This window comes from Synechococcus sp. H55.7, assembly GCF_047462395.1.
Classification (GTDB): domain Bacteria; phylum Cyanobacteriota; class Cyanobacteriia; order Thermostichales; family Thermostichaceae; genus Thermostichus.
The window spans coordinates 42,391-68,849 of the sequence record NZ_JANSJD010000015.1; the positions used below are offsets into that span (position 1 = coordinate 42,391).

Genomic DNA, 26,459 nt, shown 5'->3' on the forward strand with positions numbered 1-26,459 from the left:
GGGATCCCTCAGCGTCGATCAGCTCCCATCTTTACACGGGCAGTAGGTCGGTATGCACCTCTTCCATCTGCTTGGAGAGAAGCCGCTGCAGGCTCCCTCTGGCTTCGGGGAAGTTGGGAGAAATTTCCAAAGCCGAGCGAAAGTGATCGATGGCCTGCTCCAGCTTGCCTTGGCGGGCCAAGACGGATCCCACGCGATAGTGGGCCATGCCGTAGCTGCCGTTGCTGCGCATCGCCCGTTGATAGCTGGACACCGCCGAGCTCAGATCCCCCTTGATACGGGCCACTTCCCCCAAGCCAAAGTGGGCTTCGGGCAAATCTGGGTCTTCTCTTAACGCTTGTTCAAACTGTTGCACAGCCTCTTGCACCTGCTGGGGCCAGACAAACTTGCGCCCGGAGGCGTCGCGGTGTTTTTGACTCAAATAGGACAAGCCGATGGCAGCAACCGCCTCAGGCAAGTTGGGCACCAGCCCCAGAGCTCGCTGGTAGCTCTTGATGGCTTCGTTGTGCTGCTCCTGGGCCGCTAAGACCAAGCCCAGCCCGTAGTAGGCGCGGCCCTGCTGGAGCTTGGAGGAGCTGCCGGAGAGGAGCACCTGGCTGAACTCTTGGCCAGCCTGGGCCAGACGCCCCGCATGAACCATGGCCAAGCCCAGATCCACCCGCACAGCAGCGGCTAATTCGGGATCCAGATCGAGATTGAGGGCGGTTTGAAAAGCTGCTATTGCCGCTTTCAACTGGCCCTTGCGCATCAGCGCTTGCCCCATCAGGTGGTGGGCCAGGCCCAGGCGATCGTTCAATTCCAAAGCAGACCAACAGGAATCGATCGCCTCGTCCCATTGCCCCAACTTGAGGCGAATTTGAGCAATACGGAGGTGGGCCTGGCTGAAGTGGGGATCCAACTCAAGGGCCTTTTGTTGCTGGGCCAAGGCTTCTGCCCAGTTGCCTTTCTCGGCCCAGGCTTGGCCGAGCAGGCTATGGATCTCAACTTGAGCAGATCCCTGGGTGAGGGACAGGGCCTCCTGAAACCGCTCCACTGCCTCAGGAACTTGATTGGCCTGTAAAAAGGACAAACCTTCTGCCAAAGGATCAGAGGATCCCTCTCGCTTAAAGGTGTTGACAGCACGCCGGCCTTTCCACCCCAGCCAGCCCCCCCCTGCAGCCAGGAGCAACAGAGGGATCCCTACTCCCAGCGATCTGGCCCGGGCAGGGACGTCGGGCTGCCGGAAAGAATGCACCACCAACCCGGCCCCCAGCAGGAGAGACAAAGCCAGGGCTCCCCCCAGGAAGGGTCGTAGGGTAGGTTGGTGCAACTGCTGGCCAAGCGCCTGAACGTTGACCGGAAGGCTGATGGGAGAACTGGGGCGAGCAGGGGCAGTCGTGGGCGGAGAGGTCGGGATCCCAGCTTGGGCCTGTGCAGAGCCATGAGCAGCAGGAGACTGACTTGGGTCAGGCTCTGAGCGTCGCTCTTTCTGGGTTTTGGGAACCGGCGCCTCTAGAGTTTTAACTTTGCGAAAATCAGAGCTGCCATCGGGATCCACAACAGGTTTTTGGGCATCCAGCACCTTGATCTCGGAAATCTTGGCGTCCGGCAATACAATCTGCGTGGCGTCGGCACCGCTTTTCCCAGAAGACAAATAGAAGACTTTTTTCCACTGCGGCTGTGTTTCTCCCTGCAGCCGACCGTACACCACCAGTTGGCTGACTCCCTGCACCGGCGCGCCTTCCAATTGGTCGGCAACCCGCTGCAACACCATAGAGCGGCTGAACAGTCCCTGCTGTGGGAGCTCCACCATCAGGTAAAGGACATCTTGTTTCAGCGCCGAACGGCTTGGCAGGGGAGCAAGGGCCTTCTGCAAAGCCGCGATCAAGGTTTCCACGCTGCGAGCAGCAGATGAGTCATCCATAAGCATAAGGCTAGAAAGAGGGAGAAAAAAAGTCTTGCAACAACCCCAAAAGGGATCCACTTCTTTTGGCAAAGATGGGCGCTCTGCAGCCAGAAGCCAAAGTATTTGACCTCATCTTGCTGCCTCATCGTCATTATGTTCAGCCTGCCGTCATCCGTCAATATACTGAAAGAGTCTGTTACAAATGGGCCCGCCGGCCAATTTTGGGGCGGAAGAGGTGGGCGTGGTCAGGGCTGTAGAGCCGCGAGCGGGCCGAGCCGGCTCCTGCCAAGCCCCGTAGGGCGGGACTGATGAGGTAGAGCACGGTGCGTTCCAGGCTGGCTTGCCGGGTGAGGGCCGCCATCTCCGCCAGGGATCCCAGCCAGATTCGCTCGTCCGGCCAGCCCAGACGGTAGCAAATGGCCACAGGGGTATCGGCGGGATAGTGGGTCATTAGATCCGCCTGGGCCTGTTCCACATGGCGGGCGCTCAGATACAGACACAAAGAGGCGCGGTGGGCCGCCAGACTGGCCAGGGCTTCCGCTGCCGGCACACGCGTCCGGCCACTGGCGCGGGTGAGGATGATCGTCTGCACCAGCTCCGGCACCGTTAGCTCCACCTGCAGACGGGCGGCTGCCAGTTGAAAGGCGCTCACCCCCGGCACGATCTCAAACGGGATCCCGGCCTCCGCCAGCCGAATCAGCAACTCGTGCAGAGCGCCGTAAAGAGACGGATCCCCATCCTGCAGCCGCACCACCCGCCGCCCTGCCTTGACCCGCTCCACCATCTGGGGCAGCAGCGTTTCCAAGGTGAAAGCGCGTGTATCGATGGCCTCCACCCCAGGGCGACAATGGGTCAGCAGCCCCTCCGGCACCAAAGAGCCTGTGTAGAATACTACATCTGCTTCCGCGAGCACTCTCTGGCCCCGCAGGGTAATCAGCTCGGGATCCCCGGGGCCGGCGCCGACAATGTGCACAGGCCAGTAGGACGAAGTCTCCTCGCTCATCTGCTCTCCTCTCGCCCCAGCAGCCTGCATCCTAACAGCAGCCGATCCCCCAAAACTCCCCTCTCCTTTTGGGAGAGGGGTTGGGGGTGAGGGCGACAGAGAGTAAGGGATTAAGCTAACGCGCCAGCTCAAGGCGCTGCTGTAGAATTTGCTCGGCCAGCACCAGATCCCAGGGGGTGGTTAACTTCAGGTTAGACTCCTCCCCTTCCACGATGTAAACCGGCCAACCCAGCTTCTCGAACAGGGCTGCGTCATCGGTTACCTGCCACCCCTGGGCCAGCGCCTCCCGATGGGCTTGCCACAAGAGCGACAGGCGAAACCCCTGCGGTGTCTGAGCTGCCCACAGCCGGCTGCGCTCCGGTGTCGATTGGATTTGGATCCCCTTGGGGCCGGTCTCGGTGACTTTGATCGTATCCTTGACAGGGATCGCCGCAATCAAGCCGTCCACCTGCTCCAGAGCGGCGCTGCAGCGATCGAACAATTCAGGGGTGGCCAAGCAGCGGGCTCCATCGTGGATCAGCACCCGCTCCACCGTTCCCAACCCATAGAGATACTCCACCCCCCTGTAAACCGACTCCTGCCGCGTCGCCCCTCCTTGCAGAAGCTGCACCGGCGTGGACAGCTCGATGGACGCCAGGATCTGCTCCATGGCCGGCCAATCGCCGGGCTGGGAGAGAATGCCGATCCACTCAATAGAACCGGCCCGATCCGCCGCCTGCAACGTCCAAGCCAAGATGGGCTGGCCCAAAAGCGGCAGCAACAGCTTGTTGACCGCCGCCCCCATCCGCTTGCCACTCCCGGCCGCCGGGATCAACAGGTGCATGGGATCCAAAAGTGCATCCAACCGCATCCCAGTTTACAGCCAGGGAGGGCCAGGCTTGGCCCTCCTCATCGTTGACAGTGGCGATTGGTGCCGCTGGATCCCCCTCAGAGCCGGGGTGCCGCCTCAAGGTTGGTCCAACTCGGCGGAAGCAATCACAAAATCCGGGTAGGCCACGTTACCATGCTCGCCCACATCCAAGCCGGCCAGCTCCTCTTCGGCACTGGTGCGCAGGCCAACGGTTGCCTTGAGGATCAAAAACAGGATCAAGCAGGTGAGGAAAGGCCAGAAGAAATAGGCTAGAGCGCCCACAACTTGTACCCCAAATTGCGCCCAGGTCACCCCTGAATCGGCGTGGGCAAACCAAGGGATCCCTGCTGCCAACACCCCCCAAATACCGCAGGTGCCGTGTACCGAAACGGCGCCCACCGGGTCGTCAATCTTCAGCACCGTATCCAGAATCACCGCCGAGATGACCACCAGGATCCCGGCCACCGAACCGATGATCAAAGCTCCCAGAGGGTGGACAGTGTTGCAAGGAGCGGTGATCCCTACCAAGCCGGCCAGCACCCCGTTGGCGGCAAAGGTCATATCCGGCTTGCCAAAATGCGCCCAGCAGGTGATCATCGCCCCAATGGCCCCTGCCGAAGCGGCTAGCAGCGTGTTCATGGCAATCCAGCCGATATCGGGGCTGGCGGCTGTGGTCGAGCCAGCGTTGAACCCAATCCAACCCAAGGTGAGGATAAACACTCCCAGCATCCCTAGGGGCAGGTTGTGGCCGGGAATCGCCCGCGGCTCGCCGTTGGGGCCGTACTTGCCGATGCGAGGGCCAAGCACCATGGCCCCGGCCAAGGCGGAAGCGCCCCCCACCAAATGCACTACGCCCGAACCGGCAAAGTCGATGAAGCCCAGATTTTCCAGCCAGCCGCTAGTGCCACCGTTGTAGTCGCCGAAGAGACCATTCCAGGCCCAGCCCCCCGAGATGGGGTAGATCAGCCCAGAGATGACGACAGAGTAGATGAGGTAGGCCACGAACTTGGTGCGCTCCGCCATGGCCCCGGAAACAATGGTGGCAGCGGTGGCGGCAAACACCATCTGGAAGACAAAGAAGGTGAAGGGCCAATCCCCTGCTTCGTGGGCTTGCTGCCAACTGAAAGCAAACCAGCTCCTGCCAAAGAAGCCAGTATTTTCTCCAAACATCAGGCCAAACCCGATGAACCAAAAGGCGCAACAGCCCATGCAAAAGTCCATCAGGTTTTTCATCATGATGTTGGCGGCATTTTTGGCGCGGGTAAAGCCCGTCTCCACCATGGCGAACCCCGCCTGCATGAAGAACACCAAGGCTGCCCCCACCAGCGTCCAGACAATGTCAGCATGTTCCTGTACGACTTCCGCGTCCTGGGCGAAGGCACTCCCCTGGCCCAATAGGAAAACCAGCGAAATCGTCAGAGCAGCAGTTAGACTCCACTTGGCCAGTCGCCCAAGCCGCTGAGGTAGCGGGTTCTTATGCTTTTGGATCATCGTTGTAGACATGCTTTTCGACTTACCTAAAGTGACGGTACTTTTCACAACGCACTAGTAGATAGGGCAAAAATCCCTCATTTGCCCACTGCAAGCCAGCCTGGGACTCGGGTCGAGCTACCCAGGCTCCAAGACCTTCACCTTCTCTACAGGGCGTCCTGGTTGAGTTCGCCGGTGCGGATGCGAATGGTTTTCTCGACAGGGCTGATGAAAATCTTGCCGTCCCCGATTTCGCCGGTGCGAGCCGCCGCGATCAGCTTCTCGACCACCGTATCCACCAGGTCATCTTCGACCACGATCTCCACCTTCAGTTTTTGCAGGAACTCTACCGTGTACTCGGATCCCCGATAGCGCTCGGTCTGTCCCTTTTGTCGACCAAAACCCCGCACTTCGCTCACCGTCATGCCGACGATGCCGGCGTTGACCAGGGCAATTTTCACCTCATCTAGCTTGAAGGGCCGAATTACAGCTTCGATCTTTTTCATTGGCCTCCCATATCCCCAGCAATTCCGCTAATTTCTAACACTACTAAAACCTGCAAATTGTAAATCTAGATACATTTTCGTTCCTCTACTGAGAATGCCTACCACTCTAGATTTGCTCTCGTCAAGACCAGAAGGCCAAGCCCGGGCCACTCTAAGAAGTCTGCGCCGGCATCTCACGAGCTGGGTCTTTCAGCGGCCGTTGAGGATCGAGGAGAACCCAGACTGGCTGTGACGAGGGCCACCGCCAGCCACCACAGCATTTGTACCTGGGGACGGTACCAGATGGTATCCACTAGGCCGTGGGCCATCATGCCGGTGCAAGCCGCTAAGCCTGCTGCCACCCACAGGCCCTCGGGATCCCGGGAGCTGAGCAAAGTGTTCCAGCCTCTCCAGCCGTGATCCCAGAGCACCAGCAAAAACCAGGCAAAAGCTAGGGATCCGATGAAGCCTGTCTCCACGGCGAGTTGCAGCGGCACCGAGTAGGCCCCAAGGGCGCTGAAGTTGCCCCGCTGGTAGAGGGGATAGACGCGGTTGAAGGCGACATTGCCGGGGCCGATCCCCAAGATGGGAAAGTCGCGGATCATGTCCAGCGCGGCGGCCCAGACGTTGAGGCGAAAATTGTTGCTGGTGTCCAGCCGTCCCCAAAAGAGGCTCTGAGCCCGCAGCCGCAGGGGGCGTACTGTTACGATCGCAAGCAACAACGTGGCTGCCCCCCCTCCCAACAGAGCCGGCAGCGTCCAACGTCGCCAACGGGCTGGCAAGTGGGGGGTTTGCCATTGCGCCAGCAGCACCGCCATCATTCCCAGCGCTGCTAGGCCGCCAATCCAGGCGCCGCGGCTGTAGGTCAGCATCAGGCAGATGAAGTTGACGGCAGTTGTAAACCCAACCAAGAGCTTGATCCCCCAGCCCGGCCAGATGCAAGTGGCAGCCAGCCCCAGAGGGAGGAGCGGAACCAGGTAGCCCCCATACAAATTGGGGTTGCGCAGAAAGCTGTACACCCGCGTCAGGCCTGCCAAGCCCGATTCCGGATCCACCCAGGTGGCTAGCTCGGCAGCCCCGTAAAAGTATTGCCGCAGGCCATAGACCCCCATCCCCAAGCTGACCAAGAGCAGGGATCCGACGATCCAATCCCGGAACTGCAGTTGGCGAAGCAGACGCTGCAGCAGCAGATAGCCGGCCAGGTAGAGCGTCAACTTCAGCCAGCCGTCCCGCGCTGCATAGGGAACCGGCGACAGGATTGTGGCCAGGGTGGCTATGCCCCAAAACAGGCCTAGGGGCAGATGGACGGGCAGCCAATTCGGGGTTTCCACCAGCCAGCCCAAGACCACAAGCGCCGCCATAGCCAGCAAAATCAGACCTAGGATGCCGGTGGAGCTTTGGGCCGAAAAAAACCAGTAGAGCAGCACCAGGCCCAAACCGATCCAATCCAAGGTTTGGACGAGCCGGCTGCTTTTGCCCCACTGCCGCAGGGATCCCGACACTCGGCTCAAAAGGCTGCCCTGCCACCAGGACTCGATAGAGAAATCCCGCAGCAGCAGGCCGCGCCATGCTTGCGTTGCTCGTTGCATGACTCCTTCCAACACCCTAGGCTTCAGCTCATCTTCCGAGTTTATATCCCCAGCGGACAGGAGCAAGGGCGGGAAGGCAAGAGGGATCCCCTTTCTAGAAGGCTAATCTTTTCTTCCTGGGCTTGGCTTCAGGACTGGTTGTTTTAGAGGCAGCCCAAGACGAAACAAATTTGGGGGGAATTATCCCCCCATTAAACTGCCCACCCGTCTCTTTTTGGCCGAGAGGTATCCAGAGATTTTGATAGCCTTGTCGAGACCAAGCTCGAAACATCACTTAGGCAACCGAGGCCAACGGGCGAAACTGAGATCCCTTAACTTCTTGGGGAATCGAAAGGAGAAATCACCGATCCCGATTTGTCTGCATTCAAGGTTTGAGGATCGCAATAATGAATCTGAACACGGGTAGGACGGCCTAAACCCAAAGCAGATCCCAGGCAGCGAGCCAGAACCTGTACCTTGAACTCCAGTTCGCCAATGGTGTCCATCGTTCGCAACCCCCTCCCGATGCCTATCCCTAAGCTCAATCTAGGAGAAGATTGATGATCTTTCTTCAGTGGGAACACAGAATTTGCCAAGCTAGGGCCAAATCAAAGATCATGCAAAGCTGGCACCTTTTTTCAGAGAGAGGGAAGAGGCTTGAACCTGGCCCGGTTTTTTCTGGGGGATCCCGGACAAAGGGCGGGAGCATGCGCGTTGATTTACGTAAAATAACGCCTAGAGAAACCACGGAAAAGGGCTGGAGACCAGTTGCAGTGGCGGCTCTGCGGAGGCTGAGCAACTTGCTGGGATCTGCAGCCGCCTCAATCAAACAGGTTGGCCAGGGATCCAGCCAGAGCGTTGATGAGGGGGCTAGGGTATTATGCCCGTCTACCTTTACTGGGGAGATGACACCTATCGGCTGATGCAGGCGGTGCAGCAGTTGCGGGATCAAGTGCTGGATCCCGATTGGGCTGCTTTTAATTACGATCGCCTGCCACCGGAATCGACGCTTGTCGGCCTCAGCCAGGCCATGACGCCGCCCCTGGGATCCAACGCCCGCCTGGTTTGGCTGGAGGAGACGACACTCACCCAACATTGCCCGGAAGAGCTGTGGGAAGCAGTGGAGCGCACCCTGGCCCAGTTGCCCCCCACGACACATTTGCTGTTAACCAGCAGCAGCAAGCCGGACGGACGCCTCAAATCCACCAAAATCCTCAAGAAAGTGGCCATCGTCCGCGAGTTTCCCCAACTGCCTCCCTGGGATGAAGAGGGCATTCTTAGACAGGTATACAGCGAAGCCCGGCAACGGCATCTCAAGCTCAGCCCGGCGGCAGCCCAGAAGTTGGCCGAGGCGGTGGGCAACGACTCCCGCCGCTTGGCGATGGAATTGGAAAAGCTGGCTCTGTTTACAGCCGCTCAAGAGGATCCCATCTCCCCTGAGCAAATCGAGGCCTTGGTTCCCGCCAGCGCCTACAACAGCTTTCAACTGGCGGCCGCCCTGCGCCAGGGCAACTTGGATCAGGCCCTGCCCATCCTGGCCCATCTGCTGGATCACAACGAGCCGGCCCTGAAGATCCTGGCAGTGTTGGTGGGCCAATTCCGCACCTGGCTGTGGGTACGGCTGCTGCTGGAGGAGGGAGAACGGGATCCCAAAGTCATCGCCCAAAAAGCAGAGATCGCCAACCCCAACCGAGTTTACTTTTTACAGAAAGAGGTGGGATCCCTGGAAAGCGCAGCTCTGCTGAAGGCAATGCAGCAACTTTTGCAACTGGAATACCAGCTCAAGCAAGGTCAGCCAGAGCGAGAGGTGTTTCAAGAAGCCCTAATCCAGATCGCGACCATTCTCCGCAAATCCTGCTGATCTTCCCCGTTTCTGTTACTCGGACTTCAGAGACAGTTCTGACAACAGCCCGAAGACTTAATCGGCTTAGGTTACAGCCTTTTCCAGCTTATAGCCATTTCAAATAGCAATGAAACGTTTCTCTACGTCGTTATCGCTCCGCAACGCTGTCGCGGACGCGCCGCTCTAACTCCCCTCTCCCTCTGGGAGAGGGGCCGGGGGTGAGGGCTGGGGGTGAGGGAGGCAAAGCGTCTATTTGTCGAGTTGTCGGGATGTGGAGTTGTCTGATTGGCTTTGGCGAGCTATTGAATGACTTGCCTCATGTAACTTCCCCAAGTTTGAGCGGCGATGCCGCTACTCCCTCGCGTTGGGCTGGAGTCATCATTGCCCAGCCAAATGCCGGTTACCAGAGGCGGGTTGGGTGTGTAGCCGATAAAGAGCAGATCCTTGTTGGCGGTGGTGGTGCCGGTTTTGCCCGCTTCTCCGATCCCAAGGCGAGCGGCAGTGCCGGTGCCGGAGCGGATCACGCCTTGCAATACGGCGGTCATCTGCTGGGCGACGCTTGCCGACAAAACCAGCCGCTGCGAGCGGGGATCCTCGCGGCCTGGGTAGATCTCGCGGCAGGTGCGAAAGTCGTCGGGGTTGGCGCAATCGCTGCTATCCAGGATGCGGCGGATGGTGTGGGGCCTGGACCAAAGGCCGCGATTGGCCAAAGGAGCAAAGGCCGCGGTCAGCTCCAGCAGGTTCACCTCCATCGTGCCGAGTACCAGGGAAGGATAGGGCTGCAAGGGGGATTGGATCCCCATTTGCCGCGCCATGGCCACCACCTGCTCCAGCCCCACCTGTTGGGCCAACCGCAGGGCGATTACGTTTTCGGAGAGGATCAAGCCGCGGGCCAAGTCCATGGGGGCACTTCCCGAGCGGCAGCCCTGAAAGGTGAGGTTGCCCCAAGTAAGCGGCTCACAGGAGAGCACCTGCGAAAGCGGGATCCCCTGGCTGAGGGCGGCGGCGTAGGTGAAGACTTTGAAGGTGGATCCCGGCTGCCGTTGGGCTTGGGTAGCCCGGTTGAAGGGGCTGGCGTTGTAGTCGATCCCGCCCACGAGAGCTAAGATCTCGCCGTTGCGGCTGTCGAGGCTGACTAGGGCACCCTGACTGAAGCCCAGGCGGGAGCCCGCCTCGCGCACCGTTTGGGCCAGGGCCTGCTCCGCCAGCCGCTGGTAGGGCAAATGCAGTGTGGTCTCGATGATGAAGTTGCCCTCTGCCGAGAGGTCTTGGCCCAGAAGCTGCCGCAGCTCCTGGAAGACGGTGCTGTAGAAGTAAGGGGCAACCGTCGAGGTCTGGGAGCGCAGATTGGGGTTGAGGGTGAGGCGGCTGCGCCGGGCCCGCCGAATCTCCTCTTCTGGGAAGACTTGGAGCTCGCTGAGGCGATCCAACACCCGATCCCGGCCCCGCACGGCGGCATCGTAGTTGGCGATGGGGTTAAAGGCATTGGGAGCAGGCAGGATGGCGGCCAGGGTGGCGGCTTCGGAAAGGCTGAGCTGGCGGCTGGGGATCCCGAAGTAGAACTGGGCGGCGGTCTCAAAGCCGTAGATGCCGTTGCCCAGGTAGACGTTGTTGAGGTAGAGGGTGAGGATTTCGTCTTTGCTGTAGCGCCGCTCCAGCTTGAGGGCGGCAACAGCCTCCCGCAGCTTGCGGCCAAAGGTGTTGCCTGAGCCGGTGTAGTCGCGCAACACGGTGCGGGCCAGTTGCTGGCTGATGGAGCTGCCCCCCTGCTGCACTTCCCCGGAGCGCAGGTTGACCCAAAAGGCGCGGCCAATGCCCAGCAGATCGACCCCGAAGTGGGAGTAGAAGCGGTGATCTTCGGCGGCCACCACCACCTTGGGCAGAATCGGGCCGAAGGCCTCCAGGTTGGGCAGCTCCCGGTAGGTATCCCCCTGGTGGCGGCGCAGTTCGGTTTGCCGATCCCCGGCCAGGACGATGAGGGGGTTGCGATCGGCGGCGAGCGGCGGTTCTACTGAGAACTTGCTCCACTCGTGGCCGATCCAAATCCTCGCCCCCAGCCCCAAGAGCGCCATCAGGATCAGGCAGCCGCGCACCCCGTACACCTGCGGCGGCGGTGGATCCAACACTTGAATAAACACGCTCTCCGGATCCCGGGGCGGGCCAAGGCTGAGTCGCTGGCCATGGCGCAGGATCACCCGCCGCACCCGCTCGGCGCCGCCAAAGGGCTTGAGGCGAAAGACGCCGTTGGTGGAGTCTTGATCTTCCAGTTGGTAGCGACCGGCGTTCCACCCCAGCCAGTAGAGAATCGGGGGCAACGGGATCCGCCACCCCAGGCCGGGCAGACGCCAACCCGGACGCGGGCGAACGCAGGCGTGCAGATGGCTCACCGCAGGGGCGGGGATGCGGATGGTGGCCACTGTCTGGCTGCGACCCAGAATGTCGGATCCCTGCAGGACAAACACCTGGGGAGCTTCTCCCGGCCAAGTAATCCGCAGGCGCACCGGGCGCTTGGGCGGGGGAGGGTCGGGGGGCTTGAGGAGGGCAGTGGGCCCAGCAGGGAAAGGCCGCCCCATTGCCAGGGTTTTGAAGAAGTGGACAACGGTGTTCAACAGCGACTTTTTGTCTTCGGAAGCAGACATGGCTCAATCTCCCCGCAGTTCGCGCGTACGGCGCAGCAGCTCCTGCATGGTCTGGCCGGGACGAGGGCCGGCAGCGGCTGGTCTGGAGCGAGGGGCCGGACGGGGCTGGGCAACGGGGACGGTGGGCGGGGAAGGTGAAGGGCTGGGCGGGGGATCCCAAACGGCCAGGTAGAGGTGGCCCTGGGGGGTGCGCTCGACGAGGCCAGACCAAGAGCCGGAGCGGAACTGGACGCGCTCAGAACGGTTTTCCCGCACCGCCTGCAGTTCTCGCTGCAACTGGGGGGGCAAGGGGGCCTGCAGCATGTCTTCCAGCAGCCCTTCCGCCTGCGGGGCGGGCACGTCGTCGGCGATGGTGGCCTCGATTTGTTGCAGCGCCAGGCTGGATTCGTCGTAGGTGAGGCTCAAGTTCATGCCGCCCAAGCGGTACAGGTCGTACACGGTGTTGGGCCAGGCGCCCCGCCCCTGCTGGCTGGGGGATCCCAGGGCGGCCCGCACCACCTCGCGGGAAGTCTGGAGAGGGAAGGCGCGCAACACCGGCTCGCTGCTGGCGTAGGGCTCTAGCTCCGGCGCCGGATCCCGCTCCCTCTTGCCGGCGTCCTGGGCAGCACCGCCGTTGACCCGCTCCAGAGCAAGAGGTTCAGGGGCCGTATCGGGCTGCGCACCCGCTCCGGGGCGCTCATCCTCTAACTCCGTGGGAGCTGGCGAGGGGCGAGAGCCGGAGATCACCGGAGGCGCAGGGCGCTGCAGAAACCGCCCCGACCCCCAACTCACGAGGGCCCAGCCCAGCAGCCCGCCCGCCAAGAAGGGGATCAGGCGCAGGGGTCCCCTGTTTTCCGCCGCAGTGGCCCCTGTCACGGGCCTGAGACGCAGCGTGCCGGCTGTGGCTAAAGGAGCAGGATCCCGAAGCGAGGCGCCACGGATCCCTGGCGATGGAAAGGCAACAGGGGCGGAACTTTGGATCCCGGCTTGGATGCGCTCCAGCTCTGCCAACACATTGGCCACCGTGGGCGGACGGGCGGCTGGATCTTTGGCCAAACAACTGAGGATGAGGTCGGAGAGGCCAGCGGGCAGTCCCAGCTCTTCCAGAGGCAGGGGGCGCTGCTTGTGGTGGGCCTGGTACCAGCCCGGGAAAGATTCCGTGGTGGGCTGGAGAGGCATCTGGCCGGACGCCATCTGGTAGAGGATGATCCCGAAGCTGTAGATGTCGGAGCGGGCATCCAGCGGCAACCCTTCCAATTGCTCTGGGGAGGAGTAGGCCAGCGTCCCCAAGTAGGCGTGGGTGAGGCTCAGCGACTCACGGGTGTTGAGCAGCTTGGCAATGCCGAAATCTACCAGCTTCGCCAGCTCCCCCAAGCTCTCGTCGGCCACCACGATCACGTTGGCCGGCTTGAGGTCGCGGTGGATGACCTGGATCCGCTGCCCTTCCAAGAGGATCCCTTCGTGGGCTGCTTTGAGCCCCAGGCCAATTTGGCGGGCCAGCCGAAAAAAGCGCTCCAGAGGCAGAGGTCCCGCCGCCAGAATATCCTTGAGGGTTTGGCCGTTCAGGTATTCCATCACATAGAAGGGCACCTCATCGGCAGTGATGCCGTAGTCGCTCACCTTGACAATGTGCAGGCTCTTTTGGCCCAAAGCGGCGCAGGCTTTCGCTTCCCGCTCGAAGCGCAGGCGGGCCTGCTCGTCCATTGCCGGCTGGGAGAGCAGCTTAACGGCCACTTCCACCCCGCCAAAGAGCAGATCTTGGGCCAAATAGACCCGCCCCATGCCTCCTTGCCCCAGCAGATGGGTGAGGCGATAGCGCTGGGCCAAGAGGCGATCCAAAAAGGGATCCGAGGAAGTGAACATAGGAAATCGCGGCAATCCAGAGAAGAGAACAGAGCAAGACTTCCGCAGGGATCTGACAGGAGCGGGCTACCTCTACCATAAGCACTGAAGCTGTCATAGGCTATGCCCACCGCCGTCAATCCGGTTGCTTTGAATGTCTTTGCCCGTCGTTTACCACCCCGACTACAGCGCCCCCCTGCCGCCGGGCCATCGCTTTCCTATGCCCAAATTCCGCCTCCTGCACGAGCTGCTGCTGCGGGAAGGGGTGATCCGCTCTCAGCAAGTGCATCAGCCGGAGCTGCCTCCCCTGGCTTGGATCGAATCGGTGCACACGCCAGAGTACGTGCGGGCCTACTGTGAGGGATCCCTGGAAGCCAAGCTGCAGCGGCGCATCGGCCTGCCCTGGAGCCCTGAGCTGGTGCGGCGCACCTGTCGAGCCGTGGGCGGCACCGTCCTGACCGCCCAGTTGGCCCTGCGCCACGGCCTGGCTTGCAATACCGCCGGCGGCACCCACCACGCCTTTCCCACCTACGGCTCCGGCTTCTGTATTTTCAATGACCTGGCCATTGCCGCCCAAGTCCTGCTGCAGCAGGGGCTGGTGCACAAGGTTCTGATTGTAGACTTGGATGTGCACCAGGGCGACGGCACCGCCTGGATCTTCCGCTCCGAGCCGCGGGTGTTTACCTTCTCCATGCACTGCGCCGCCAACTTCCCGGCCACCAAACAACAGAGCGACCTGGATGTGCCTCTGCCGGTGGGCCTGGAAGACGAAGCCTATCTACAAATCTTGGCCGACCACTTGCCGGATCTCTTGGCCCAGGTGCGCCCCGATCTGGTGCTCTACGACGCGGGGGTGGATCCCCACGCAGAAGACCTCTTGGGCAAGCTGGCCCTCAGCGACGAGGGGCTGTTTCGCCGCGACATGCAGGTGCTGGATACTTGCGTGAGACGGGGCCATCCGGTCGCCTGCGTCATCGGCGGCGGCTATGGCCAAGACCTTGCCCGCCTTGTGTACCGCCACTCGCTGCTGCACCGCGCCGCCGGCGAAGTGTACCGGCAATACCGTCTCTAGCTGGCTGCCAACTAGGCATATTCGGCGATCACCACCGTGATGTTGTCTCGCCCGCCCCGCTCTTTGGCCGCCTCGATTAACTTGCGGGGGAGCTGCTCCAAGTCCTCTACCTGCAGGCAATACTCGGCGATAGCCTCGTCCTCCAGCTCTTCGGTGAGCCCGTCACTACACAACAGCAGGCGATCCCCCGGACAAACTGTAATCGGCTGCACGGCAGGCGGCCCCGCATCGGGCCGGCCCAGGCAGCGCTCGAGAATATGTCGCCAGGGGTGGACGCGGGCTTGCTCTTGAGTCAACTCCCCTTGGCGAACCGAGCGGGCCACCAGGGTGTGATCCTCCGTCATCTGCTGCATCTCGGATCCCCGCAAGCGATAGAGGCGAGAATCGCCAATGTGAGCGCTCCAGCAATTGTTGTTAGGATCCACCAAGGCCACCACCACGGTGGTGCCCATGTCGGCCCGCTCCGGGTTTTGCCGCTGGTCCTTGAGGATGGCCTCGTTGGCTGCTTCTACCGCTTCGCTGAGCAACTTGGGTGCCGGCACGTTTTTCCAGCCTCGATCCAGATAGGCCCGGATGGTCTCGACGGCCAACAAGCTAGCCGTTGCCCCGGCAGCGTGCCCTCCCATGCCATCGGCAACGATGAAGTAACGTCCTTCCGGATCGCAGTAGTAGGCATCCTGGTTGCTGCTGCGAACCTTGCCCGGATCCGTAGCGCAGGCGTATCGTCGCATCACATCAATCGCTCTGACCGATTCAACCTCAAGAGTACCCTGATTAAAGCAAGAGCAGCGAGGGCAGCCAAAACCAAAGTGATAACGGCTAAGGTAGCATGTCCGGCCAAAAGGAGCTGGGTTGCGCTCAGAAAGAAGGCTGCAAACAACACTGCATAAATAACCCCCAAGCCGGTGCTGTTCAGCTTGCGCAGCAGGCGCTCTGCCTCGCTCGATCGCACCCGCAGGCGCAGTTCTCCTTGTTCCAACTTGCTCAAGGTCAATTCGAGGCGGCGGGGCAAACTGAGGCTGCTGCTGGTAAACTCAGCCGCCTGGCGGCCAACCTGGGCCAAGAGAGTCTCGGTCTCGGTTCCGTTTAAACTCATCAGCTCCTCCGCGAAAGGCTTGGCCACTTCCATAAAGTCGAACTCCGGATCCAACCCCTTTCCCAACCCCTCCAACGTGGTTAGAGCCCGCATCACAAAGGTAAAGGTAGCCGGAAAGCGAAACGGCTGATCGTAGGCCAACTCGTAGAGGTCTTCGCTAATGGCCGCCACCGAGATTGCTCCTGAGTTGCTGGAAAAGGGTTTATCCATAAAGTGGTCCAGCATGTACTGGACGGAGCGACGCACCGGCGCCAGATCGGCGGTGGGCACCAGCACCCCCAGCTCTACCAGCGAGGCCACCACCCGATCGGCATTTTTGGAGACCACACCTGCCAGCGTGCCCATCAGCTTCTCTTTCACATCGGAGCGCAGGCGGCCCATCATGCCGAAGTCGTAAAAGATCAACGTGCCATCCGGCTTGACGGCAATGTTGCCCGGATGGGGATCGGCATGAAAAAAGCCGTCTTTGAGCAATTGCCGCAGATAGGCCTCTGCCCCCAAGCGGGCCAAGACCTTGCGGTTCAGCCCCGCCGCGCTCAGGGCTTCGTAATCGCTGATTTTGATCCCCGGCAGGTATTCCAATGTCAGCAGACGGGGGGAAGTGTAGCGCCAGTACACCTTGGGGACGGCAATTTGCGGCATGTCCCGAAAATTGCGACGAAAAGTATCGGCATTGCGGCCCTCGTTGAGGTAGTCCACCTCTTCCCAGAGGGTGCGCCGACACTCTTCGTAGATGCCGATCCAGTCCCGGCCCGGCCCGCCCCAAGGGGTGCGGTACTGAAAAAACTCGGCAATACCGCGGCAGATCTCCAGATCGATAGTGAACAGCCGGGTCAGCCCTGGGCGCTGTACCTTGACCACCACCTCTTCGCCGGTCTTGAGCTTGGCGCGATGCACCTGCCCCAAGCTGGCCGCCGCCAAGGGGGTGGGATCGAAATAGCTGTAGATCTGGGCTATTGGCCTGCCCAGCTCCTGCTGCACGATGGCCGCCACCTGTTCGTAGCCAAAAGCAGGCACTCGATCCTGCAGCTTGGAGAGCTCCTCGACATATTCAGAGGGGAAGAGATCGGCGCGGGTGGAGAAAAACTGCCCCACTTTGATAAAAGTAGGGCCGAGGTGGAGCAGCGTTTCACGGATCCAAATGGCTCTGGCGCGGCGGCGTTTGGCCTTGCGCTCTGGTGTGGCCTGCCCCCCGTAGCTCCACGCCTGCTGATCCAGCCAGAGGTAGAACAGCCAGGTGAGCACAAATCGCCAAATATCCAGAAGGCGGCCCCAGCGGGTGTAGTTTTCCCGGGCCCAACGGTAGGCGGTATAGGGCTTGACGGGTTCGGATCCCAAAAAGGTTCGGGATCGGAGTGTGCTGGCATTCAAGCGTTTCGACTCCGATATTTCTGCAACTCGGAGCGCAACTGCGCCACTTCTGCCCGCAGGTCGTCCAGAGTTGCCTGCAAATCTTCTGTCTTGAAAGGAGGGGGCACCATCTCCTGGGCAGCCACCGAGGCTTCTGCCTCAGCTCGGGTCATGACATCCTGGGCAAAGGTTTGCCAGCCCTCCTGTAGCTCAGCCCACACCTTGCCCACTTCTCCGGCAATGTCGGCAAGGGCGCTCTCCCAACGCTCCCGCAGAACATCTGCTACGGCTTTGCCAACAAAAAAAGCCCGCACAACCGGATTCTTCATGCAACCCAAGTGTTAAGAAGCATCACTCAGAATTATAACGAATCTTGCCCAAGCACAGCCGCGAGCCGACCTACCCGAACAGCATCGGATCGATCGGCCCGACGGATCCCGCGAGGGATCGTCCTGGAAAGTTTGTCCAGTGCTAGCGGCGGCTGGTGGTCATGTCGGGGATCTTCAGATCGAAGACGCTGATGTTTTGCCGCGCCGCCGGCTGGGGATTGAGCATGCGGGCCATGTTGAGGAAGTTTTCCGGATCCCCGGGTTTGGGCGGGCGGGTGAGACGGTAGGTGCGCACCACTTCCCGGGTCGAGCGCTTCACGCCGGAGACATCCCGCCAACGGGCTCCATAGCGGGGGGTCACCAAGTTAGCGGGTTTTTCGGAGAGGCGACGGCGCTGATAGGGCACCACATCGTCCCCGAAAGCGGCGTTGTACTCCTCGCTATCCACTACAGCGTCGATGAGGCCATCCAGCCCACGGGTAGCAACGATGATGGAGTACTTAATGCGCTCCTGTTGGCTGTAGGTGGGCCGGCCCAGGAAGCGCTGGAAAGTGACCTCGATGAAGCGGTAGTTGTCATTGGGAACCATGACCAGATCCCGGTACACCTCCGACTTGCCCAGGCCGCGCACAAACTCTTTGACCGAAATCGCTCCGTTGCGCAACTGCGACTCCAAAGCTTTTTGTCGATAGCTCTCCAGCATCAGATGCTCGCTGAAGATTTGGCGATAGGCAGCGCGAATGATGTTGTCCACGCCCGTCGGGTCATCAGGACGATAGACCGGCGGGGTTTCGTCGCTGGGCACAAAGTAACGAGGCACCCGCTCATTTTGGGTGGTGGGACGATCGGCAAGCAACGGAAGAGACATAGGTGGTGCTCCTTGAAGAAACAAGAGACGACAAAGGGGGACAGGGCTATGGATCGGCTGCCAGCTCCTGCTGACTTAACTGGGCGCGCAGGGGAATCAAGGGATCCGCATCCTGCAAGGCCATTTGCAGGGCTGCCTCGACGGCAGATCGCAAAGATGCCTCTCCCAGCCGAGCCAAATCCGTCAGGGATCCGACGGCGGCATAGCGGACGCCCCAATCGGCGTCGCCCAAGCACTGACGCAGCAGCTCCAGGGCCTGCTCTTGGTCGGAGAGGGGCCGCCGTGCAGCGACCCGCCCCAGCCCACGGGTCGCCGCCCGCCGCACGCTGGGGGCAAAGTCCGCTACAATCGCCTCCGCCAAAAAGGGATAGGCATCCCCGTGGCCGATGCGGGCCAACGCCCGCACCGAATAGGCGCGCGCCCCGTAGTCGAAGCCATCGATGTTAGCCAGCAAAGGCTGTACTGCCGCCTCCCCAAAGCGCAACACCTCTTCCAAGGCGGCTTCTCCCACGGCAGGGCGGTTGAAGCCAAAGGCGCGAATGAGCAGGGGGATCCCTTCCACCTGGCCTAGGGATCCCAGCGCTCTCACCACCCGCAGCAGGTCTTCTGCTGAGGTGGCCTGCTCCAGCTCGGCGGCCAGTTGAGCCACAGCAGCGGGGAGCACTTGTGCAGCCGAGAAAGAGGACATAGGCAGAGCTAGAAGTGAAGTCGAAAGCCGGAGCCGGGGAGAGCGACTAGAACAGCTTGTCCAGTTGCGGGAGGATCGCCGCTGCCGCCCGATCCGGCGACACCTGCCCCAACTGCAGCGCCACGTCGAACAGCCGCTTCAGAGCGTTGATGCGCAGGTTGAGGGCTACATCGGCGGTCGCCAACAGCGGCGCTCCTGCCACCCAGCCGGATTCTGCCAGGTCGAACAAAGCAGCCTGGCGCAGGCTGAAATTGGGGTGAGCCAGCAGCGCCACCAGAACCTGGGTCAGCTCCTCAGCTTGGGTAAAGCGATAGAGCACCCAGGCGGCTGCCGAACGCACCCGCTCCGAAGGGTGGCTCAAAAAAGGCCGGATCGCCGCCTCGGCCTCGGTGGCGCCGAGCTGGCCCAGCGCCTCGATAAGGGCTTCCCAGGGCTGCTCCTGCTCCCGCGACTGCAGCAAGGCCAGCAAGGGATCCACCGCTCGCCTGTCCCCCAACTGGGCCAAGGCATAGGCGGCCTCTTCCCGCACATGCAAGTCGGTACAGGTGAGCGCCTCGATCAAGCCGGGTACGGCTCGCACGTCGCCGATTTGCCCCAGCGCCTTGGCAGCATTGCGCCGCAGCGGATAGCCCCCCAAGACCGTGCGATCCCGTTCATCCTGCAACGCCAAAAGCAACGGCTCTACCCCGCGCGGATCCCGAATCGTGCCCAAGTACCAAGCGGCATAGTACCGCTCTTGCAGGTCATCCCCCTGCAGCCGGGCTATCGCCTGCTCCCAAGTGAGCTGTTGCGGCAGCACCGCCGTGTTGGATGCCATGCGAACCTTTGCAGAGCTGTTCATGACCCTTGGGCAACTCTGTCCGCAGCCCTTACTCAGCAGCACCGTTGCCTTGGGCAGAGGCGGCATCGGTTCCCGCCAGAGCGATGACCTGCACGATTTTGCCGCCCATTCGCAGAATGCGCTGCATCTCGGCAGACAGGCGGCTGTAGGGAACGGTGGTGCTCAGGGTGCTGCGACGCACCTTGGCAGAGGTGGCCAGGGCATCCGGCGGGTTGAGCAGGCCAGTGTACTCAACTCTGTAAACCCGGCTGCCAGCTTCCGTCAGGGTTTCAGGGCCGGTGGTGCTTTGACCAAACATCGCTTTCCCCAGATACCTATATTGGGTTTCGTCCAGAACACAGGCAGGAGCCACCCTTCACCCGACAAGCCATATCGGCTGCTTCTGCGGGCTGCTCCGCCCTGCCATGGGGCAATGCCCAGAACGATTAAGACAAAGAGCAGGCGACCAACCCATTCGGCTGAAGAGGAGCCAAAATGCTGACTCAACCCGAAAACCGCGGGGCCAGACCCGCCTGCTCTGGAGAGACATACAACTGGAAGACGAAGAAAGAGATCGTCCACTCCCCACAAGTGGGGATCTCTAGCCCTGGGATCCCTTAGCTGAGGGCGTTGATGGCGTAGTCGAAGTAGATGGCCGCTTCGTTGGCCGCTTGGCCGCTCAGCATGCCCAGAGCGCGGTTCTTCATGTACTGCAGAGCCACAATGTACCAGCTCGGAGAGAGGTTGAAGGAGCGGTTCACCTCCCGCAGCCCGGCTACCAAGTATTCATCGAGGGGGCCGGTGCCGCCCGCAACCAGAGAATAGGTGATGAAGCGGAGGTAGTAGCCAATATCGCGGGCACACTTGGCCTGAAACACATCGCCGTGGCCCATTTCGCCCGGCTGGGTCAGGTAGGGGAAGCGCTTGAACACTTCCTGCACCGCTTCCCGCACCAGGGTTTGTTGGTTTTGGGTCAGGACACGGGCCGCCTCCAGGGAAGCAGCAGCACGCTGGTAACGGCCGTTGACCGCCTGCAGCTCGCTGGCATTGAGAAAACGCCCTTGATTGTCAGCGGAAGCAATCGCCTCAGTGATGACGGTTTTCACCTTGCAACTCCTAAATTCATCGATTTGGTTGTTAACGAACGTTCTGCAGGAATGGCGGATTACGTCCCAACTTGAGGATCTCCACCTACCCAATCAGAAAGATGGATTCAACAGGTCTGAAGAGGGACAACCCAGCCGTCCTCAGACGATGGCGGCAGCGGCTTTGTCGAAGTAGCTGGCCACCTCGCTTTGCAGCGCCGAGCAATCGCCAGGGGTGATGCCTTTCGGATCCATGATCTTGGCCAGGGCTTCTTTCTTCATGGCAGCGATACCATTGGCCACAGAAGTGGTGGGCACCCCCAGCGCAATGTAGGTTTCCCGCAGGCCGTTGAGGCAGCGATCTTCCAGCACCGAGCTATCCCCCGCCAGGGTGGCGTAGGTGATGTAGCGCAAGATGATCTCCATGTCCCGCAGGCAGGCGGCCATGCGACGGTTGGTGTAGGCATTGCCCCCAGGAGCGATCAGATCCGGCTCCTGGGCAAACAAAGACCGAGCTGCGTTGGTTACGATTTGGGCGGCGTTGCTGGTCATGCGGTTGACCGCATCCAGGCGCTTGTTGCCCTCTGCCACCAAAGCCGCCAGACGGTCGAAGTCTTGATCACTTAAAAAGGCGCCGCGTGCATCTGCCTGAGCGATCACCCGGGTAAAGGCGTCTTGCATGATGGATCTCCTTCTGGTCTTTCCAAAAAGCGATGAGCGACTGGCTGAACCTCTCAAAAGCCGAATCCCAAGCTCTCTTGTGGGATCCCGTTTCCCCAAAAACCGGGGATCCTGTGGAGCAGATTACCCCCACCGAAGCCCCAGATTTTGAGATAGGTCAAGAACTTCTGCGACCTTCAGACAGCCGAGCATCCAGGTCAATTTTATAGCGCGGGAGGGATGAGTGTTTTGTAAAGATTTACAAATAAACCAACGCCGAGCTGCCTGCTCAGCCGCCGATCTCCTGTCTCTGATGGGGCCGCGGGCGGGCAATGGGTCGGCGAGGATGCGGATAAAATGTAAACATTTGTTTCAGTCGTAAGGTAAACATTCGTTTCCCTTGTTTTGAGCTAGCGGCAAAGCCATCGGCTGTCAATGTTGTGGGGTGCTTATCCCCTGCAGGGCAGCCTTGAGATCCCGGCAGAAGTGGGCGATTTGCTGTAGCCCTTGGGCGGGGGTGGGGGCTTTGGCCAGCCGTTGCACGAAGGCACTGCCCACGATGGCGGCATCGGCTCCCCAACGGGCGATCTGGCTGGCCTGGTCGGGGGTGGAGATGCCGAAGCCCACCCCGATCGGCAGGGAGGTGTATTGGCGCAACTGCTGCAGCAAGGCCGGGATCCGCTGCTCCAGGGTGGCCCGTTCGCCGGTGACGCCGGTGGTGCTGACCAGGTAGATAAAGCCGCTGGACTGTTGGGCAATACGGCGCATCCGCTCCGCGGGGCTGGTGGGGGCCACCAGTAAAATGAGGTCGATCCCCTCTGCCTGCGTTGCTTCCCGCAGGGATCCGGCCTCTTCCAGGGGCAGGTCGGGGACGACTAAGCCAGCACAGCTGGCCCGGCGCAGTTGCTGTACAAAGGTGGGGAGGCCGAGCTGGTGGATAGGGTTGTAGTAGGTGAAGAGGATGAGGGGAGCCTGCAGGGAGAGGCACCTCAAGCCCTGCAATATGGCACCCAAGGTAACACCCCGCCTGAGGGCGCGGGCAGCTGCTGCTTGGATCACCGGCCCATCGGCCAGGGGATCCGAGTAGGGCACCCCTAACTCGATGAGATCGGCGCCGTGTTGATCCAAAACTTGCAGGGCTTCAAAGGTGGTTTCCAGGTCGGGATCCCCGGCGGTGAGGTAGGGGATGAGGGCGGCTTCGCCGCGGCTGCGCAGCGCCTGGAAACACGCGGTGATCCGGCTGGGCATGGGATCCGTCCGAGCTGAGGAGATGGAGAGAGTTGAGAGCATCCCCCACTGTAGCGCTTGCCGGGATCCCTAGGGGAGAGGCACAAAGTCGTAGCCCGTGCCGGAGCGGTTGCCCCGTTCAATGCGCACCAGCACGTTGGGGGCATCGCGGTCGCCGGAGGGCAAAAAGCGCACCTCCCCGGAAGCGCCGTCTGGCAAGCGGAAGTTGGAGTCGCCGAGGGCAGTGAGAATGCCGCTGCGGCTGGGGGATCCCTGCCGAATAGCCTGGAGAAGAACACGGGTGGCGTCGTAGGCCAGGGCGGTGCGCCAACTCACCTGCCCTCCCCACATCTGGGCTGCCTTCTGGGCAAAGCCGCGGCTGCGGGGAAGATCGGGATGCCAGGGCACCGCCACCACCATGCCCTCCACCGCTGCTCCCCCTTCCTTGAGGGTGGTGAGGCTGAAGAGCACATCCCCCCCCACCAGGGCAAGGGGTTGGCCGAGGAGGGCGTTCTGGCGGGCAACGGCCAGCGCTTGTTCGGCTACGGAAGCCGTGGGTGCCAAGAAAGCCGCCTGGGATCCCTGCTCCAGTGCTCTCCGGAGGCTGGCCTGGGGGTTGAAATCGGCGGCTGTTAGGTCGAAGGTGGCCAGCACAATCCCCCCTTCGCTGGTCAGGGTGGAGGCAAAGGCGTCGCGCAGGCTGGTGCTGTAGGCGCTGTTGGGGTTGTAGAAGATGGCCACCCTCTGCAGGCGCAGCTTGTTAAGGACATAGCGGGCCAGTTGCGTGCCAGCAATCTGGTCGGAGGGGACGGTGCGAAAGATGGCGTTCCCCAGCAGGCTGATGCGGGTGCTGGTAGAGGTGGAGGAGATCATGGCCAGGCCGGCAGACTGATAGATCTCAGCCGCCGCCAAGGTAGCATCGCTGGCGTTGTGGCCGATCACCCCCAAAATCTCAGGCTGGCCCACCAGCGCTTTGGCCACTGCCGCCGCTCGCTCCGGGTTATCACCGTCGTCGGCAATCACCACCCGCAGCAGCCGCCCCCCAAGGCCCCCCTGTTGGAAAAGCTCCTCTTGGGCCTGGGCCACGCCCCGCAGCGTCTCTTTGGCGCGGTTGGGGTTGCTGGAGATGGGCACCACCACGGCCAAGCTCAAGGGGTTGCCCTGTTGCCGGGCGCGGGCGTTGTTCAAAAAAATGCGCGCTTCCGGGTCGTTGCGGTTGTTCTGCAGCCCCATCTCCAAGAGCGGGATCGCCGCCCTGAAATTGCCCTGGCGGATGAGCTCTGCGGCAGCCACGGCGGCGGGGCTGCTATCGGCAAAGAGGGTGCGCTCGCCGCTGGTTAAGAGCAGATCCTGGGCCCTACTGCCCAACCCTGGCAGCGAGATCCCTGGCGGCCAGCGAAGGTAGCCCGCCCGCCAAGCGCGATGACCGCCCCAGAGGAGCAGGAGCCCCAGAGCAATGTAGACGATGGGTGGCGGAGACTTGGCAACCATGGGCCCTAAAGAAGAGAACAACAGCAGAATCCGGGCAGCAGGGGTACTGCTCACACCTTCAGGAAGCTCCTGGAACCCCCCTCTTCAAGGATCTTCAAGAGCTTTCTTGAAGCATACCTGAAGGATCGGGCCGGTAGGAAGGGCTGTTGCGGTATTGGCGCTCCAGGTGCTCCACAATGGAGACAGGAACAGAGGGGGTTGCCGAGGCTCTTCTGGGTGTACGCTGGGGCTCAGTCTCCCGGTTAGCCTGCAGAGATGGGGCCCAAACCCCTGCAGCGATCGCAAAAGGACGATAGCGGCGGCGTCAAGCAATGCGACATCGGGGCAAGACGCTGGCTTTCCCTTCCCATGATAGAGGTTGTCGAAAACCCTTTGCCTCAGGATCCGCTCGAGCAAGCCCTGTGGGACTGGCACCGGGGCCAGGCCAGGGGATCCCTGCGCTTGCACGCCTACAGCGCCGAGGGGATCCCACTGGCGGAAGAGCCCCAGGTGGTCTCGCCGGAGGTGTTCTTCACCCAGGAGCTGCCGGAAGTGGAGGCCCTGGCTTTGGATCTGTGTCGCGGTCGGGTGTTGGACATCGGCGCTGGCACAGGCCGCCACAGCCTGCTGCTGCAGGAGGAGGGGTTGGCCGTGGCCGCCCTGGATCGCTCCCCCGTGGCTCTGCAGATCATGGCCGAACGGGGGGTGCGCTGCCGCATTGCCGCCGACCTGTTCTCCTGGGAGGGGCCGGAGGAGCCCTTCGATACGCTGCTGCTGCTGATGAACGGCGTCGGCCTGGTGGGATCCCTGGCGGGATTGGAGCGTTTTTTAACCTTGGCCCGCCACTGGGTTCAGCCCACCGGCCAGTTGCTTGTGGATTCCACCGATCTAAGCGACCTCAGGGAAGATGGCGGCTCGGCGGATCTGCCGCAGGTAGAAAGTTCAGCCGATTCTGAAGCCGAGGATTGGGAGAAGGGGAAGGACTTGAAAGCGGCGGGCGAGGCAAAAGCCAAGGTGGTGAACTTTGTGGCCGAGTACAACGGGCAGCGCGGGGATCCCTTTCCCTGGCTGTTTGTGGATCCGGAGACTCTGCTGCGCTATGCCCACGCCCACGGCTGGCAGGGACAAATTCTCTACCAAGAGCCGGAGGGAGCCTTTCTGGCACGGCTTGCGCCTCTCTAAGCGTAGCCCCTTAGTGGGAAAGGATCTGCGACAAAAAAAGGCGGGAACGCTCTTCCTTGGGGTTGCTGAAAAACTCCTGGGGGGTGTTTTCTTCCACGATCTTGCCGCGGTCGAAGAAAATAATTCGATCCGCCACCTCGCGGGCAAAGCCCATTTCGTGGGTTACACACACCATGGTCATGCCCGAGCGGGCCAGCTCCCGCATCACGTCCAGCACCTCTTTGATCATCTCCGGATCCAACGCCGAGGTCGGCTCATCAAAAAGCATCACCGCCGGATTCATGGCCAAGGCGCGGGCAATGGCCACCCGCTGCTGCTGCCCCCCCGAAAGTTGACCAGGATACTTTTCCGCTTGCTCAGCGATTCCCACCCGCCTGAGCAGCTCCATGGCCCGTTCAACTGCCTCGGCCTTTTTCATTTTCTTCACATGAATCGGGCCGAGGGTTACATTCTGCAAGACCGTGAGATGGGGAAACAGGTTGAACTGCTGGAAAACCATGCCCACTTCGCGGCGAATGGCGTCGATGTTGCGCAGGTCACTGGTCAACTCAATGCCATCTACCACAATGCGTCCTCTCTGGTGTTCTTCTAAGCGGTTCAGGGTGCGAATAAACGTCGATTTGCCCGAACCTGAAGGCCCACAGACCACCACCACCTCGCCGCGACGGATGCGGGTGGTAATGCCCTTGAGGACGTGGAACTCGCCGTACCATTTGTGAACATCTTCACATTGGATGATGTCGGTGCCGGCTGAGGTTGGCAGGGAGGGTGAAGACATCATGCGCGGGGATCCTTTCATGGGCGGATAAATCCCTTTTATTTCATCAAAGCAAGCATGGGTACCATGGCAGAACCGGCTGAGCTATAACCGTAGCCTACATAACATTTCTCTACGCCCTGACATGTAAGGCTTTGAGAAAATCATTGACGCCTCTGGCGAACCATTCTATGGGGTGTGGCAGGAGTGCGACGCCATTGGCCTGGCGAACAAGTAGATCCACCAGGTAGATCCACGTGGATACGGACTACTGAAGATTACGAAGGATTG

General features: G+C 61.3%; 23 protein-coding genes. 3 read left to right on the forward strand and 20 right to left on the reverse strand.

Features of this window, described 5'->3' with window-relative positions:
• Positions 1 to 31: 31 nt before the first annotated feature.
• The 6 genes from NW851_RS08870 to NW851_RS08895 all read right to left on the reverse strand — a co-directional run bounded on the left by NW851_RS08870 (position 32) and on the right by NW851_RS08895 (position 7,282).
• Entirely contained in the window at positions 32 to 1,903 is a 1,872-nt protein-coding gene (locus tag NW851_RS08870) for a tetratricopeptide repeat protein (protein WP_414337878.1), read from the reverse strand.
• Between the two features lie 178 nt (positions 1,904 to 2,081).
• Positions 2,082 to 2,888 carry a precorrin-4 C(11)-methyltransferase gene (cobM, locus tag NW851_RS08875; RefSeq protein ID WP_414337879.1) on the reverse strand — a complete coding sequence of 269 codons (807 nt, stop codon included), beginning with the start codon at positions 2,886 to 2,888 and terminating at the stop codon, positions 2,082 to 2,084.
• Between the two features lie 115 nt (positions 2,889 to 3,003).
• Positions 3,004 to 3,711, reverse strand: a complete 708-nt coding sequence (gene ispD / locus NW851_RS08880) for a 2-C-methyl-D-erythritol 4-phosphate cytidylyltransferase (protein WP_414337911.1) — start codon at positions 3,709 to 3,711, stop codon at positions 3,004 to 3,006.
• A 123-nt stretch (positions 3,712 to 3,834) separates the two neighbouring features.
• Positions 3,835 to 5,241, reverse strand: a complete 1,407-nt coding sequence (locus NW851_RS08885) for an ammonium transporter (protein ID WP_414332404.1) — start codon at positions 5,239 to 5,241, stop codon at positions 3,835 to 3,837.
• A gap of 134 nt (positions 5,242 to 5,375) precedes the next feature.
• A complete protein-coding gene (locus NW851_RS08890; RefSeq protein WP_011430352.1) occupies positions 5,376 to 5,714 on the reverse strand; it encodes a P-II family nitrogen regulator in 339 nt (112 codons plus the stop codon).
• Positions 5,715 to 5,887: 173 nt separating this feature from the next.
• Positions 5,888 to 7,282, reverse strand: a complete 1,395-nt coding sequence (locus NW851_RS08895) for an IctB family putative bicarbonate transporter (protein WP_414337882.1) — start codon at positions 7,280 to 7,282, stop codon at positions 5,888 to 5,890.
• 859 nt (positions 7,283 to 8,141) lie between these two features.
• Here NW851_RS08895 and holA point away from each other — a divergent pair.
• Complete coding sequence (gene holA, locus NW851_RS08900; RefSeq protein WP_414332399.1) at positions 8,142 to 9,122, forward strand: DNA polymerase III subunit delta; 981 nt, start codon at positions 8,142 to 8,144, stop codon at positions 9,120 to 9,122.
• A gap of 281 nt (positions 9,123 to 9,403) precedes the next feature.
• Here holA and NW851_RS08905 read toward each other — a convergent pair whose 3' ends face one another.
• Both NW851_RS08905 and NW851_RS08910 read right to left on the reverse strand, forming a co-directional pair.
• Positions 9,404 to 11,743 carry a transglycosylase domain-containing protein gene (locus NW851_RS08905; protein WP_414337885.1) on the reverse strand — a complete coding sequence of 780 codons (2,340 nt, stop codon included), beginning with the start codon at positions 11,741 to 11,743 and terminating at the stop codon, positions 9,404 to 9,406.
• Positions 11,744 to 11,746: 3 nt separating this feature from the next.
• Entirely contained in the window at positions 11,747 to 13,585 is a 1,839-nt protein-coding gene (locus tag NW851_RS08910; RefSeq protein WP_414337888.1) for a protein kinase domain-containing protein, read from the reverse strand.
• Positions 13,586 to 13,718: 133 nt separating this feature from the next.
• Between NW851_RS08910 and NW851_RS08915 the strand changes: the two genes are divergently transcribed.
• Positions 13,719 to 14,636 carry a histone deacetylase gene (locus tag NW851_RS08915; RefSeq protein WP_414332393.1) on the forward strand — a complete coding sequence of 306 codons (918 nt, stop codon included), beginning with the start codon at positions 13,719 to 13,721 and terminating at the stop codon, positions 14,634 to 14,636.
• Positions 14,637 to 14,647: 11 nt separating this feature from the next.
• Here NW851_RS08915 and NW851_RS08920 read toward each other — a convergent pair whose 3' ends face one another.
• The 11 genes from NW851_RS08920 to NW851_RS08970 all read right to left on the reverse strand — a co-directional run bounded on the left by NW851_RS08920 (position 14,648) and on the right by NW851_RS08970 (position 24,250).
• The gene (locus NW851_RS08920; protein ID WP_414332391.1) at positions 14,648 to 15,367 is read right to left on the reverse strand and encodes a Stp1/IreP family PP2C-type Ser/Thr phosphatase; all 720 of its coding nucleotides are present in this window, start codon (positions 15,365 to 15,367) and stop codon (positions 14,648 to 14,650) included.
• Positions 15,367 to 17,103, reverse strand: a complete 1,737-nt coding sequence (locus NW851_RS08925) for an ABC1 kinase family protein (RefSeq protein ID WP_414337890.1) — start codon at positions 17,101 to 17,103, stop codon at positions 15,367 to 15,369. The genes NW851_RS08920 and NW851_RS08925 overlap by 1 nt, the downstream gene beginning before the upstream one ends.
• Entirely contained in the window at positions 17,100 to 17,411 is a 312-nt protein-coding gene (locus tag NW851_RS08930) for a DUF6825 family protein (protein WP_414332387.1), read from the reverse strand. The genes NW851_RS08925 and NW851_RS08930 overlap by 4 nt, the downstream gene beginning before the upstream one ends.
• 142 nt (positions 17,412 to 17,553) lie before the next feature.
• On the reverse strand, positions 17,554 to 18,279 hold the full coding sequence (locus tag NW851_RS08935; protein ID WP_414332386.1) for a phycobilisome rod-core linker polypeptide: 726 nt from the start codon (positions 18,277 to 18,279) through the stop codon (positions 17,554 to 17,556).
• Between the two features lie 46 nt (positions 18,280 to 18,325).
• Positions 18,326 to 18,967, reverse strand: a complete 642-nt coding sequence (locus NW851_RS08940) for a HEAT repeat domain-containing protein (RefSeq protein WP_414332384.1) — start codon at positions 18,965 to 18,967, stop codon at positions 18,326 to 18,328.
• Between the two features lie 46 nt (positions 18,968 to 19,013).
• On the reverse strand, positions 19,014 to 19,784 hold the full coding sequence (locus NW851_RS08945; RefSeq protein ID WP_414332382.1) for a HEAT repeat domain-containing protein: 771 nt from the start codon (positions 19,782 to 19,784) through the stop codon (positions 19,014 to 19,016).
• Between the two features lie 52 nt (positions 19,785 to 19,836).
• Positions 19,837 to 20,106: a phycobilisome linker polypeptide gene (locus NW851_RS08950; protein ID WP_414332380.1), complete on the reverse strand. Its 270-nt coding sequence runs from the start codon at positions 20,104 to 20,106 to the stop codon at positions 19,837 to 19,839.
• Positions 20,107 to 20,404: 298 nt separating this feature from the next.
• Entirely contained in the window at positions 20,405 to 20,893 is a 489-nt protein-coding gene (locus NW851_RS08955) for a phycocyanin subunit alpha (protein WP_414332378.1), read from the reverse strand.
• Positions 20,894 to 21,034: 141 nt separating this feature from the next.
• Entirely contained in the window at positions 21,035 to 21,556 is a 522-nt protein-coding gene (locus NW851_RS08960; protein WP_304411987.1) for a phycocyanin subunit beta, read from the reverse strand.
• A gap of 408 nt (positions 21,557 to 21,964) precedes the next feature.
• A complete protein-coding gene (trpA, locus tag NW851_RS08965) occupies positions 21,965 to 22,780 on the reverse strand; it encodes a tryptophan synthase subunit alpha (RefSeq protein WP_414337914.1) in 816 nt (271 codons plus the stop codon).
• Between the two features lie 69 nt (positions 22,781 to 22,849).
• Positions 22,850 to 24,250, reverse strand: a complete 1,401-nt coding sequence (locus tag NW851_RS08970; RefSeq protein ID WP_414337896.1) for an ABC transporter substrate-binding protein — start codon at positions 24,248 to 24,250, stop codon at positions 22,850 to 22,852.
• A gap of 255 nt (positions 24,251 to 24,505) precedes the next feature.
• On the opposite strand from NW851_RS08970, the gene NW851_RS08975 reads away from it, so the two are divergent.
• Positions 24,506 to 25,411 (forward strand): class I SAM-dependent methyltransferase, encoded by a 906-nt coding sequence (locus NW851_RS08975; RefSeq protein WP_414332374.1) that lies wholly within the window; start codon positions 24,506 to 24,508, stop codon positions 25,409 to 25,411.
• 10 nt (positions 25,412 to 25,421) lie between these two features.
• Here NW851_RS08975 and NW851_RS08980 read toward each other — a convergent pair whose 3' ends face one another.
• On the reverse strand, positions 25,422 to 26,210 hold the full coding sequence (locus NW851_RS08980; protein WP_414332372.1) for an amino acid ABC transporter ATP-binding protein: 789 nt from the start codon (positions 26,208 to 26,210) through the stop codon (positions 25,422 to 25,424).
• Positions 26,211 to 26,459 lie beyond the last annotated feature (249 nt).